Here is a 12,993-nt window from a genome sequence, read left to right as displayed (position 1 = left end):
TTCCGACGGCTATGGTCGGAAATTAGCGGCGACGCCATCGCGAGCAGGCTCACTCCCACAGTTTGATCGGGGTACACCTGCAGAAGACAGGGTTGCCTGAACACCATGGAATCTTCCACTGGGGAATGCATTCCAATGTCGGAGTGAGCCTGCTCGCGATGAGGCCCGACCAGACGGCGGAATTATTCGTCGTCGAAGTTGTAACTGCCCGGCGCCAGGTTTTCGAAACGGGTGTACTTGCCAATGAACGCAAGGCGGGACGTGCCGATCGGCCCGTTCCGCTGCTTGCCGATGATGATCTCGGCGATGCCTTTGTGCTCGGTTTCCGGGTGGTAAACCTCGTCCCGGTACACGAACATGATCACGTCAGCATCCTGCTCGATCGCTCCGGATTCCCGGAGGTCGGAGTTGATCGGGCGCTTGTTTGGTCGTTGTTCAAGGGAGCGGTTGAGCTGGGACAACGCCACTACCGGACAGTTGAATTCCTTGGCGAGGGCTTTCAAGGAACGGGAGATTTCGGAAATCTCGTTGGTCCGGTTGTCGCCGCCGGAACCTGGAATCTGCATCAGCTGCAGGTAGTCGATCATGATCAAGGCGACATCGCCGTGTTCACGGACCAGACGCCGGGTCCGCGCGCGCATCTCTGACGGGCTGATGCCGGCCGTATCATCGATAAACAACTTGCGGTCGTTGAGCAGATTGACCGCAGAAGTCAGGCGCGGCCAATCGTCGTCGTCAAGGCGACCGGCACGGACCTTGGTCTGGTCGATACGGCCGAGGGACGACAACATACGCATGATCAGCGATTCGCCTGGCATCTCCAGCGAATAAACGAGGACGCACTTGTCACTGCGCAACACGGCGTTTTCCACCAGGTTCATCGCAAAGGTGGTTTTACCCATGGACGGACGGCCAGCGACGATGATCAGGTCGGACGGTTGCAGGCCGCTGGTCATCTCGTCGAGGTCGGTGTAACCAGTCGACAGGCCGGTGATGGCGTTGTCGGTGTTGAACAGGGTGTCGATACGGTCGATGGCCTTGGTCAGCAAGTCGTTGACGCTGACCGGGCCGCCCGTTTTTGGACGGGCTTCGGCGATCTGGAAGATCTGTCGTTCGGCTTCGTCCAGAATCTCTTCAGCGGTGCGCCCTTCAGGGTTGAACGCACTGTCGGCAATTTCACTGGCAATGCCGATCAGCTGGCGCAACGTCGCCCGTGCACGGACGATCTGCGCATACGCCTTGATGTTGGCGACGGACGGCGTGTTTTTTGCCAGCTCCCCCAGATAACCAAGGCCACCGACTTGCGACGTCTGACCTTCCTTGTCCAATTGCTCGGCAAGGGTCACGACGTCGATCGGTGAGTTCTGGTCGGCGAGCTTGGCGATCGCGCGGAAGATAAGGCGGTGGTCATGCCGATAGAAATCGCCGTCGGAGACTTGATCAAGCACGCGTTCCCAAGCGTTGTTATCCAGCATCAGACCACCGAGCACGGCTTGTTCGGCCTCGATGGAATGCGGAGGCACCTTCAGGGAAGCGGTTTGCAGATCATATTGCTCGGGAGCGGAGATATCGTTCATGGCCACTTGAATGATTAGTGTGAAATTCAGGAACTGCAGAAAGACAAAGGGCACGACCTGTAAACAGGATCGTGCCCGATGTTACCGACAAGCACCCGAGGGTGCCAGCCGATCAAGTGCTGCTTAAGCTGCTACCACGACAACGCGTACGGTGGCTTCAACTTCGGCGTGCAGGTGCACGGCTACGTCGAATTCGCCTACGTTGCGGATGGTGCCGTTCGGCAGACGAACTTCGCTTTTTGCAACTTCAACGCCAGAGGCGGTCAGTGCATCAGCGATGTCGTGGGTGCCGATCGAACCGAACAGCTTGCCTTCGTCACCGGCGGTGGCAGTGATAGTCACTTCCAGCTCAGCCAGTTGGGCGGCACGGCTTTCAGCCGAAGTTTTACGGTCTGCTGCGGCTTTTTCCAGCTCAGCGCGACGCTCTTCGAACGCAGCCAGATTGGCAGCGGTCGCAGCGGTAGCTTTGCCGTAAGGCAGCAGGTAGTTACGACCGTAACCAGCCTTAACGTTCACTTTGTCACCCAGGTTGCCCAGGTTGGTGACTTTTTCCAGAAGGATCAGTTGCATGTGAAAATCCTCTTAACTTTTAACCTTCACCGTTCGCGTTATCGGCGTCTTTCGGCGCCAGACGACCGCGAAAATCAATCAGGCTGTCGACGATGGCCAAGACCACCAGCAACGGATAGATCAGCTGCATAAACAGCAACAGCGTGACGTACAACCCCACCAGCCAGAACCTGGCCAGTCGCTTTTGCGCCACCAGCCCGTGAATCAGGGCCAGCCCGGCGAACACCAACGGTACGCTGCACAACGGCGTCAACATGGCCATCTGTGGACCGATATTCGGCCCCAGAAGCATGCACGCCAGCAACAACATCGCTGGTAGAAGCGGGAATCGGATGGTGCGAAACTCGCGACCAAAACCACCCGGGTTGTACAACAACGCCTGCCAGTAGCGCCCGACAATCAGGCTCAGCACACTGACGATTTGCAACAAGGCCGCAATCAGGCCGGTCAGGACCGGTGAAATCAGGGACGCAAAATGCGCTTGCTCGTCTACCGACAACTTCTGGTAGACATCACCGAGTAGCGACGGCATGACTTTTATCAAAGCCTGCGCCAGCATCTCGATCTGGGGACCGAAAGCTATCCCCAGCACCACTGAAAACACCACTCCCATCGCTATGCTGACCAGCAGCACGCGGTTCCAGGACTCACTTGCGCGCAAAACCAACGCAAGGCTCCAAGACCCCAGCAACACCAGAAGTGAGCGTGGGTCATCGGCGTAAAGCCACCAGATCAATGCCGGTAGCAATCCTAGAGCAAGGACGCTTGACGCATCCTTCAATCCGCGCCGCAGGAGCACGAAGCATCCCGCGGCAGCACCCAACCAATACAACAACGGCAATGCCGCGCATCCGGCCACTACGAGAGTGGCCTGCATACGGCCGCGCATGATGAACTCAGCTATGGCACGCATGCATTCAATCCTTTGCTACGTGTCGACTGCCCGGTCTCAGCGGCCGTGGCTGTCGGTGTAGGCCAGCAGGGCCAGGAAGCGGGCGCGCTTGATAGCGGTGGCCAGCTGACGCTGATAACGTGCTTTGGTACCGGTGATACGGCTTGGAACGATTTTGCCGGTCTCGGATACGTAGGCTTTCAGAGTGTTGAGATCTTTGTAATCGATCTCTTTCACGTCTTCAGCGGTGAAGCGGCAGAATTTACGACGACGGAAGAAACGTGCCATGTAATAGGCTCCTCAAAAGGTCCGTGGATTACTCGTCAGCGTTATCGCTGTTGTCGCTGTCATCACTATCAGCGCTTTCAGCGCCTTCGTGCTCAGGACGGTCGCGACGCTCACGGCGCTCACTGCGGTTTTCTTCAGCCTTGAGCATCTCGGATTGGCCGGTAACGGCTTCTTCGCGACGGATGACCAGGTTACGGATCACTGCATCGTTGTAGCGGAAGTTGTCTTCCAGCTCGGCCAGGGCCTTGCCAGTGCATTCAACGTTCAGCATCACGTAGTGAGCCTTGTGAACATTGTTGATTGCGTAGGCCAGTTGACGACGGCCCCAATCTTCCAGACGGTGGATTTTGCCGCCGTCTTCTTCGATCAGCTTGGTGTAACGCTCTACCATGCCGCCGACTTGCTCGCTTTGATCCGGGTGGACCAAAAAGATGATTTCGTAATGACGCATGAATGCTCCTTACGGGTTGTAGCCTGCCGCTCAAAAGCGGTCAGACAAGGAGTGAATGACACTTATGGACTTGCTTGCAGTAGACACATGCGTGCCTGCCGTCACAGCAAGGGGCGCAATTGTAGAGAAGGGACAGGAGAGGTGCAAGGCAATTGGTGATTATTTGAACAATCACCGGGTTCTACGCTGGATACCTGCAGGAGCTGCCGAAGGCCGCGATCTTTTGTTCTTGAAAAACCAAAGTCAAAAGATCGCAGCCTCGTTTCACTCGACAGCTCCTACCAACCCTACAAATCCGACGAGCGTGTCAGGACTTTTTGGTGACAGCTTTGACGCTACGCTGGCGCTGAGCTTCGAACAGGCACACGCCAGTCGCCACGGACACGTTCAGACTGCTGACACTGCCAGCCATCGGCAGGTGCACCAAATAATCACAGAGATCGCGGGTCAGGCGACGCATGCCGCTGCCCTCGGCACCCATGATCAGGATGGTTGGACCGGTCATGTCGTGCTGGTACAGGCTCTGCTCAGCTTCGCCCGCCGTTCCGACAACCCACAAGCCGCGCTGCTTGAGTTTTTCAAGGGTGCGCGCCAGGTTGGTCACAGCAACCAACGGAATCACTTCCGCCGCGCCACAGGCGACTTTTCGTACCGTCGGGGTCAGCGTGGCCGACTTGTCCTTCGGAACAATCACCGCCAGTGCACCGGCCGCATCGGCCGAACGCAGGCAAGCGCCAAGGTTGTGCGGGTCGGTCACGCCATCAAGCACCAACAGCAACGGTGCGCCTTCGGTACGATCGAGCAGCTCGTCGAGCATCGCTTCGCCCCAGACCTGGCTCGGACTCACATCCGCCACCACACCCTGGTGAACGCCTTCAACCCAGGCATCCAGCTCGCGACGTTCGGCATTGCCGACTGCCACACGATTTTCGTTCGCCAGTTCGATCAGCGTCTGAACGCGCGGATCACTGCGGCCTTCTGCCAGCCAGATCTGCTTGACGCGTTTCGGGTGGTGACGCAGCAACGCTTCTACGGCATGCACGCCGTAGATTTTTTCCAGATTACTCATGACTTGGCCTTAGGTTTACGCGCCCCGCCGCTTTTGGCTGCTGGAGCGGAACCCGCTTTTGGCGGGCCCTTACGGTGTTTGCTCGGTTTCGCTGGCTTGCCGCCGGGAGCCTTGTCAGGCGCCGACCGTCCGGTCTTTCCCCCAGACGCCGCTTTACCGCCGCTTTTCGCTTCAGACAGCAATGCCTGCTTCATTTCCCGGCTCTTGCGCAGCTCAGCGTTTTTCGCCGCTGCGTCGCTCGGACGATAGGCTTCGACAGCTTTTTCCTTGGCAGGACGACGACCGGATTTGGCCGGCGCCGGCTCTGCTGCAGCAGCGGTTTTAGCCGCAGGTGCAGTGGTTTCGGTCCCGCGCTTCTTGCGGCCAATCGGCGCGCTGATGGTTTTTTCAGCCATCTCGAAGTCGATCTTGCGCTCGTCGAGGTCAACGCGCATGACGCGCACTTCAACGGTGTCGCCAAGGCGGAAGCTGCGACCGGTACGCTCACCGGCCAGGCGGTGATGCACAGGGTCGAAGTGGTAGTAATCACCCGGCAGCGCCGTGACGTGTACCAGGCCTTCGACGTAAATGTCGGTCAGCTCGACGAACAGGCCAAAACCGGTCACTGCGGTAATCACACCAGGGAACGACTCGCCCACACGGTCTTTCATGAACTCGCACTTGAGCCAGTTCACCACGTCACGAGTGGCTTCGTCGGCACGGCGCTCGCTCATCGAGCACTGCTCGCCGAGCTGCTCCAGCGTCGCCTCGTCGTACGGATAGATGCGCGCCTTCGGAATGGTCATGGCGCCAGCACGACGAACGTGCGGGGTGTCCATTTTCGAATGTATGACGCTGCGAATCGCCCGATGCGTGAGCAAGTCCGGGTAGCGGCGGATCGGCGAAGTGAAGTGGGTATAGGCTTCGTAATTCAGGCCGAAGTGGCCCTGGTTATCAGCGCTGTACACCGCCTGACTCAACGAGCGCAGCATGACGGTCTGGATCAGATGGAAATCCGGACGGTCCTTGATGCTCGCCAGCAGTGCCTGGTAATCCTTCGGCGACGGACCATCCTTGCCTTTGTGCAGGGACAGGCCGAGCTCACCCAGGAAGGCACGCAACTTTTCCAGACGCTCCGGTGGCGGACCGTTGTGCACGCGATACAGCGCAGGGATTTCGTGCTTCTTCAGGAATTCGGCAGTGGCCACGTTGGCCGCCAGCATGCATTCCTCGATCAGTTTGTGCGCATCGTTACGCACGGTCGGACGAATTTCGGCAATCTTGCGCTCGGTGCCGAAGATGATCCGGGTTTCCTGCGTTTCGAAATCGATCGCGCCACGCACGTGACGAGCAGCCAGCAATACCTTGTACAACGAGTACAGCTGTTTTAGGTGTGGCAGAACGTCGTTGTATTCGCCACGAAGCTGACGCGCTTCGGTAATTTTCGGCGTTTCCAGCATCGCGCTGACCTTGTTGTAGGTCAGGCGGGCATGGGAATGGATCACGGCTTCGTAGAAGCAGTAGTCGGTCATTTCGCCGGATTTGGAGATGGTCATCTCGCAAACCATGGCCAACCGATCAACGTGCGGATTCAGCGAGCACAGGCCGTTGGACAGTTGCTCAGGCAGCATAGGCACTACGCGCTCGGGGAAGTACACCGAGTTGCCGCGAACCTGGGATTCGTTGTCCAATGCCGAACCGATTTTCACGTAGCTGGAGACGTCGGCAATCGCCACGTACAACTTCCAGCCACCGGAGAACAGGCGCAATTTGCCTGGCTTGGCTTCGCAATACACCGCGTCATCGAAGTCGCGAGCATCTTCACCATCGATGGTCACGAACGGCAGATGGCGCAGGTCTACGCGCTTCTCTTTGTCTTTCTCTTCGACTTCAGGCTTGAGCTTGGCGGCTTCTTTCAACACCGCTTCAGGCCAGACGTGCGGGATATCGTACGCGCGCAGGGCGACATCGATTTCCATGCCCGGCGCCATGTAGTTGCCCACGACTTCGACCACGTCGCCTTGCGGCTGGAAGCGCGGCGTCGGCCAGTGAGTGATCTTCACTTCGACGAATTGACCAATATTGGCATTGGCGTTGCGACCCGGCGTTACCAGCACTTCCTGCTGGATCTTCGGATTGTCCGCAACCACAAAGCCGATACCGCCCTCTTCGAAGTAACGACCCACGATGGTTTCGTGAGCACGGGACACCACTTCGACGATCATGCCTTCGCGACGACCGCGACGGTCGAGACCGGAAACACGGGCCAGCGCGCGATCACCGTCGAATACCAGACGCATCTGCGCCGGGCTCATGAACAGGTCGTCACTGCCGTCGTCCGGAACCAGGAAACCGAAACCATCACGGTGACCGCTGATGCGGCCCAGGATCAGGTCGAGCTTATCCACAGGCGCATACGTGCCGCGACGGGTATAGATGAGTTGAGCGTCGCGCTCCATGGCGCGCAGGCGGCGGCGCAGGGCTTCGATCTGGTCTTCTGTGGTCAGACCAAACTCTTCGACCAGTTGCTCGCGGTTAGCAGGCGAACCCCGATCAGCAAGGTGCTGAAGGATCAGTTCGCGGCTAGGAATAGGGTTTTCGTATTTTTCCGCTTCACGAGCGGCCTCGGGATCGAGGGACTGCCAATCGGCCATTAGAGAGTTTTCACCTTGTCTATATACGGGTTAGTTTGGCATAGGCGTAATGAAACGGGAAATTTCAGGCTATGACAGCCTTCCTAAAGCCCTATATCGACACTCCAAAACTGATTTGAATGCCGCTGGTAATATTTTGCAGGTTTTTTTGCTGCCAGGGGTTTACAGTTAAAAAGACGCTCCGTATAGTGCGCGCCATCGACGACGGAGACGTTGCCGATACTGCCCAGATGGTGAAATTGGTAGACACGCCAGCTTCAGGTGCTGGTGACCGCAAGGTCGTGGAAGTTCGAGTCTTCTTCTGGGCACCAATTTCGAGCTTGAGATTAGATCAATTTCAAGGCTCGCACAAAAACCCGCGAAAGCGGGTTTTTTGCATTCAAAGTCCCTGATTTATTAAAACTAAATCAGGGGTTTACAGATCAAAAAGCTCTCCGTATAGTGCGCCACATCAACAGCGGCAACGCTGAAGATTATGCCCAGATGGTGAAATTGGTAGACACGCCAGCTTCAGGTGCTGGTGACCGCAAGGTCGTGGAAGTTCGAGTCTTCTTCTGGGCACCAATTCAAATTCAAGGTTACGGCCTTGGATTTCACAGAAACCCGCGAAAGCGGGTTTTTGCGTTTCTGGCTTTCAAAAATCAATCCCCCTCTTAACAAACACACGACCTGTAGCAGCTGGCGAAGCCTGCGTCCGACTGCGAAGCAGTCGTGAAATCAGGCGATGCGGTGCTTCAGGAAATCCGTGCATTCAGGATTTACGCCTGCTTCGCAGCCGGACGCAGGCTTCGCCAGCTGCTACAGGTGCTGTGCCGGGTGCTTTAGCAAAGACTTCCCGGCCCCGCAAGGCGCACTTGAGAAACAATATCGTTTATCATTGTTTCAAGTTTTTGCAATGCGACAGTGAGGAACCCTGCGAATGATGTTTCGAAATACCCTGCGCCGCGGCTTGACCATCACCCTGCTCGGCCTGGCAATCGCCACTCCCCTCACCCAGGCAGCTGATCCGGTTTCCCTGACGCTCTACAACGGACAACACAAGGAAGTTGGTGACGCCGTCGCCAAAGCCTTTGAAGCCAAGACCGGCATTCACGTCAACGTGCGCAAGGGCAGCAGCAACCAGCTCGCCAGCCAGGTTGTCGAGGAAGGTGATCGCTCCCCTGCCGACGTGATCTACACCGAAGAATCCCCACCCCTGAATAAACTTGGCGAACAAGGCGTATTGGCCCAGACCGATGCCGCTACCCTCGCGGTCCTGCCCAAAGATTATGTTGCGGCCAATGGCACCTGGATTGGTATTACCGCCCGTGTCCGCGTCGTCGCGTACAACCCCAAGCTGATCGATGAAAAAGACCTGCCGAAATCGGTCATGGAGTTTTCCGATCCGAAATGGCAAGGCAAGGTCGGTTTCGTGCCCACCAGCGGCGCGTTCCAGGAACAAGCGGTAGCAATCATCAAAGTGCACGGCATGGATGCGGCCGAAGAATGGCTGACGGGGCTGCGTGCGTTCGGCAAGACCTACAGCAACAACATGGTCGCACTCAAGGCCGTAGAGAATGGCGAGGTGGCCACGGTATTGGTGAACAACTACTACTGGTTCGCCCTGCAGCGCGAAAAAGGTCAGCTCGACTCGAAACTGCATTACTTTACCGGTGGCGATGTCGGCGGCTTGATCACTGTTTCGAGTGCCGCGGTATTGAAGTCCAGCAAACATCCAAAAGAAGCCCAGCAATTGCTTGCCTACATGGCCAGCGAAGAAGGGCAGCGCGTGATTACCCAAACAACCGCCGAGTATCCGTTGCACAAAGGCATGGAATCGGATCGCGGCCTCAAGCCGTTCAGTGAACTGGAGGCACCTAAAGTCACCCCCGCCGACCTCGGCAACGCTGAAGAAGCTCTGGATCTGGAACGTGACGTTGGCTTGAACTGATGAGCGCATCGTTATCCGCCCCCGCCCCGCGCGGGGGTTACGTGCCGCGACGCAAGCGTCCGTCGATCTGGCTGTTGCTGCCGGTTTTACTACTGGTGATTCTCAGCCTGCTGCCGCTTGCCTATGTCGCACTCAAGACCTGGCAGGCGGGCTGGGCAGAAGCACTGCATCTGCTGTGGCGGCCCTATGTGTTTGGCTTGCTGCGCAATACGCTGGCGCTGATGATCGGCGTTACTTTCGCCTGCGGCGTCATCGGCCTGTCATTGGCATGGCTGCTGGAACGCAGTGATCTTCGTGGACGGCGAGTCTGGGGAGTCATCCTGTGTTTGCCGTTCGCCGTACCGGCGTTTGTCAGCAGTTTTACCTGGGTATCCCTGAGCGCCAACTTCGAAGGGTTGGGCGGGGCAATCCTGGTGATGACGCTGTCCAAGTACCCGCTGATATTTCTGCCGGTCGCTGCAACGCTGCGAAATCTGGACCCTTCACTGGAAGAGTCCGCACGCACGCTGGGCCAGAACCGCTGGGGCGTATTTTTCCGGGTGACCCTGCCCTTGCTTTGGCCGTCGTTGCTGGCCGGATCGCTGCTGATCGCACTGCATATGCTGGTCGAGTTCGGCGCCCTGTCGATCATCGGCCTGCAAACGTTCACTACCGCGATCTACCAGCAATTCGAACTGGAATTCAGCAACGCCAATGCCGCCATGCTCTCTGCAGTGCTGCTGGCGCTATGCCTGATCCTGCTGTGGCTGGAACTTCGGGTACGCGGCAAAGGCCGGCATGTGCGCACTGGCCAAGGCGCCGCACGACGTGCGGAGCAGGTACACCTCGGCCCCTGGGCGCTGGGAGGCCAGGCCTATTGTCTGGCACTGGCAATCATTGGCAGCGGCATTCCATTGGGAATGCTTGCATATTGGCTGGCGGTAGGTTCTTCAGCGGCCTTCCCGGCGGCAGCGATCAGTGAAGCATTGCTGTCGTCACTGGCACTCTCATTGGGCGGTGCAGCGTTGTGCCTGGCACTCGCTGTGCCTGTGGGCCTACTGGTGGTGCGCTATAAAGGCCAACTGGCGATTTGGGCCGAACGGCTGCCGTACTTGCTGCATGCCCTGCCTGGCCTGGTGATTGCCCTGACGCTGGTGTATTTCGCCCTGCACTACGTGCCAGTTCTGTACCAAACGTCGGCGCTGTTGCTGATCGCCTATGCGCTGCTGTTCCTGCCTCTGGCGCAGGCTCCGATTCGCACGGCACTGAACAAGGCTGCACCGCAACTGGAGGAGGCTGCCCGCACGCTGGGGGCGTCATCTTTCAGTGCATTCTGCCGGGTGACCTTGCCCATTATTTTTCCGGCACTGGGCGCGGCGTTTGCCTTGGTTTTTCTGGATGCGATGAAGGAACTGACGGCGACGCTGCTGTTGAGTCCAACCGGCCTTAATACGCTGGCGACGGAGGTCTGGGCGCATACGGCCAACGTGGAGTTCGCGGCGGCGGCGCCTTATGCGGCGTTGTTGATATTAGTGTCGGGATTACCGGTTTACCTGCTGACGACGCGGATGTATTTGAGCCGCTAAAAGATCGCAGCCTGCGGCAGCTCCTACAGGGTGAGCATCAATCCCATGTAGGAGCTGCCGCAGGCTGCGATCTTTTGATCTTAAGCCCTGAACTGCCCCAGGCTCGCCTTCAGCTGCGCCGCCAACCCATCCAGAACCTTGCCGCTGGCCGTGGTTTCCACCACCGCCTGAGCAGCCTTCTCAGCCTGCGCATGAATGGTCTCGACACGTCCGCGCACAGCCTGCGCACCTTGCGCCTGATGCGCTGCAGCTTGTGTCGCCAGGCCAATCGCCGCATGCACTTGCTCGACCGACGTCTGCACCGATTGCTGCAGGCGCGCACTGTCTCGCAGCACCAGCAACCCTTCATTGGCCTGACGCCCGGCCTGGCCGATCGCTGCGACCGCCTCACGCGCACCTTGCTGCAGGGCTACGATGTGCGCCTGGATATCCCCCGTGGAACTCTGCGTCTTGCTCGCCAGTGCGCGCACCTCGTCAGCCACCACCGCAAACCCGCGACCGGTTTCACCCGCACGCGCCGCCTCGATGGCCGCGTTCAACGCCAGCAGATTGGTTTGTTCGGCGATCCCATGAATGACCGTGAGCACCACTTCAATCTGTTCGCTCTGTTGCGCCAGTCGCTCGATGACTTTCGCGCCGGTATCGACCTGCCCCGCCAACGCCTCGATCAGGCCCCCGACTCTCGCCGAAGTCCGGGTGTTTTCATCCGTCGCTGAACGAATGTCCACCACCTGCTGCAAGGCTGCCTGCATGGCATGACTTTCAGACTGGGCATCGTCGGCCATTTGCGACAGCGCGCGCAGGCTCTCGGCCACCTCATCACGCTGCATGCCCGCCGCTGCATCCGCACCGGCGTTGCGCAAGGTCATCGCGCCGATCTCCACACCGGTACGCTGCGCCACATCGCCTGCTTCGCGCACAATCGGCTGCAACTTATCCACAAAGCGATTGACCGCCGAAGCCATGTCGCCGATCTCGTCCTTGCTGTTGATCTGCACACGTTTAGTCAGATCACCCTCACCTGCCGCGAGGTCATCCATGGCAGCGATCAGCAGCTTCAAGCGATTGACCACGCGACGCCCCAGAACGACCGCAAGCAACAGCAGCACGCCAAAACCAACCACAGCCAGGCTCATGCCGATGCGCCAGCGCAATGTCGACGCTGCCTCTTGCACCGTGCTGGTGGTGTTGGCTTTCATGTCTGATGCAGTGGATTGCGCAGATTGCAGACGCGCACGCATTGCCGTTGCGCTGTCAGCGGCTGCGCCCTTGAGACTGTCGGCGACCAGTTGATCGCTACTGGCGATCAGGGCCGAGAAGCGCTTGTCCAGGGCCGCCAGATCGGTTTCCACCGAGGCGGTCGAGACACCCATCAAGACTTTGCCGATCTCCACGCCGTTAGGGCTGATCGAGGCTTCGAGGTAGTAGACCGACGGGTCGTTCTTTGCCGCATCCAGCACTTTGTCCAGCGCCCGCTCGCCCTGACCTTTTTCCAGAAGGGCCTTGTTGATCGGATTTTCCCGGTTCAGATAACGCGTCAGATGCTGCCCCGTCGCGTCGTCGTAGACCACGAACAAGACGTTGGGATTACGCTGAGCCCGACGGGCAAATTCGGAGAGCGTTGGAACGTCGCTGTCCCACATGGCACGAGGCGCTACCGAGGCCAGCAACTGCGCCATGTCGTTCGCCGAATCTTTCAGATCCTTTTCTAGCGTTGCACGCAGTTGGGCCTGCTCTTCCTCCAGTTTCGAAGACAATCCGGCCGTCAGACGCTGACGCGTACTGGTCGACAAACTTTCGAGACTCGACGTGACTTCACGCCCGGCCTGCTCAAGTTCGCCGGACAGTTTTTGACTGTCGGCACCAAGGCGTACCCCCAGGTCAGCTTCCAGCGCAGTCACCGTGCTTCGCGTCAGAGCAACAGCAACCAGCACTTGCACCAAAAGGGCGATACCGAGGGTAACGAACACAGGCCGCAACAAACGGCTTTGTAACAGTGAGAGAACGGCTGACACAGG

At 58.4% G+C, this 12,993-nt stretch carries 10 protein-coding genes and 2 tRNA genes; 4 read left to right on the top strand and 8 right to left on the bottom strand.

All coding sequences use genetic code 11. The features are described from left to right. Positions 1–182: 182 nt before the first annotated feature. The 7 genes from dnaB to rnr form a co-directional block, all read right to left on the bottom strand. On the bottom strand, positions 183–1,577 hold the full coding sequence (gene dnaB / locus ACA063_RS02560; protein ID WP_427637306.1) for a replicative DNA helicase: 1,395 nt from the start codon (positions 1,575–1,577) through the stop codon (positions 183–185). A gap of 123 nt (positions 1,578–1,700) precedes the next feature. Next, complete coding sequence (gene rplI, locus ACA063_RS02555; RefSeq protein WP_003197251.1) at positions 1,701–2,147, bottom strand: 50S ribosomal protein L9; 447 nt, start codon at positions 2,145–2,147, stop codon at positions 1,701–1,703. 19 nt (positions 2,148–2,166) lie between these two features. Next, on the bottom strand, positions 2,167–3,060 hold the full coding sequence (locus ACA063_RS02550; protein WP_497664668.1) for a hypothetical protein: 894 nt from the start codon (positions 3,058–3,060) through the stop codon (positions 2,167–2,169). Positions 3,061–3,096: 36 nt separating this feature from the next. Beyond that, positions 3,097–3,327: a 30S ribosomal protein S18 gene (gene rpsR / locus ACA063_RS02545; RefSeq protein WP_002551829.1), complete on the bottom strand. Its 231-nt coding sequence runs from the start codon at positions 3,325–3,327 to the stop codon at positions 3,097–3,099. Between the two features lie 28 nt (positions 3,328–3,355). After that, positions 3,356–3,778, bottom strand: coding sequence for a 30S ribosomal protein S6 (gene rpsF / locus ACA063_RS02540; protein WP_003217491.1), 423 nt, complete (start codon positions 3,776–3,778; stop codon positions 3,356–3,358). Positions 3,779–4,085: 307 nt separating this feature from the next. Further along, the gene (gene rlmB / locus ACA063_RS02535) at positions 4,086–4,847 is read right to left on the bottom strand and encodes a 23S rRNA (guanosine(2251)-2'-O)-methyltransferase RlmB (RefSeq protein WP_497664667.1); all 762 of its coding nucleotides are present in this window, start codon (positions 4,845–4,847) and stop codon (positions 4,086–4,088) included. Further along, positions 4,844–7,480 (bottom strand): ribonuclease R, encoded by a 2,637-nt coding sequence (gene rnr / locus ACA063_RS02530; RefSeq protein WP_497664666.1) that lies wholly within the window; start codon positions 7,478–7,480, stop codon positions 4,844–4,846. The genes rlmB and rnr overlap by 4 nt, the downstream gene beginning before the upstream one ends. 224 nt (positions 7,481–7,704) lie before the next feature. Here rnr and ACA063_RS02525 point away from each other — a divergent pair. The 4 genes from ACA063_RS02525 (at position 7,705) to ACA063_RS02510 (ending at position 10,975) form a co-directional block, all read left to right on the top strand. Beyond that, a tRNA-Leu gene (locus tag ACA063_RS02525) sits at positions 7,705–7,791 on the top strand. Positions 7,792–7,957: 166 nt separating this feature from the next. Beyond that, a tRNA-Leu gene (locus ACA063_RS02520) sits at positions 7,958–8,044 on the top strand. 355 nt (positions 8,045–8,399) lie between these two features. Further along, on the top strand, positions 8,400–9,410 hold the full coding sequence (locus tag ACA063_RS02515; protein ID WP_497664665.1) for an extracellular solute-binding protein: 1,011 nt from the start codon (positions 8,400–8,402) through the stop codon (positions 9,408–9,410). Continuing rightward, positions 9,410–10,975, top strand: coding sequence for an ABC transporter permease (locus ACA063_RS02510; protein WP_497664664.1), 1,566 nt, complete (start codon positions 9,410–9,412; stop codon positions 10,973–10,975). Before ACA063_RS02515 ends, ACA063_RS02510 begins: the two co-directional genes overlap by 1 nt. An 80-nt stretch (positions 10,976–11,055) precedes the next feature. On the opposite strand, the gene ACA063_RS02505 is transcribed toward ACA063_RS02510, so the two are convergent. Beyond that, on the bottom strand, positions 11,056–12,990 hold the full coding sequence (locus tag ACA063_RS02505; RefSeq protein WP_497664663.1) for a methyl-accepting chemotaxis protein: 1,935 nt from the start codon (positions 12,988–12,990) through the stop codon (positions 11,056–11,058). Between the last annotated feature and the right edge of the window lie 3 nt (positions 12,991–12,993).

Source organism: Pseudomonas sp. LBUM1643 (assembly GCF_059716215.1).
This window is presented reverse-complemented; position numbering and strand designations above follow the sequence as displayed.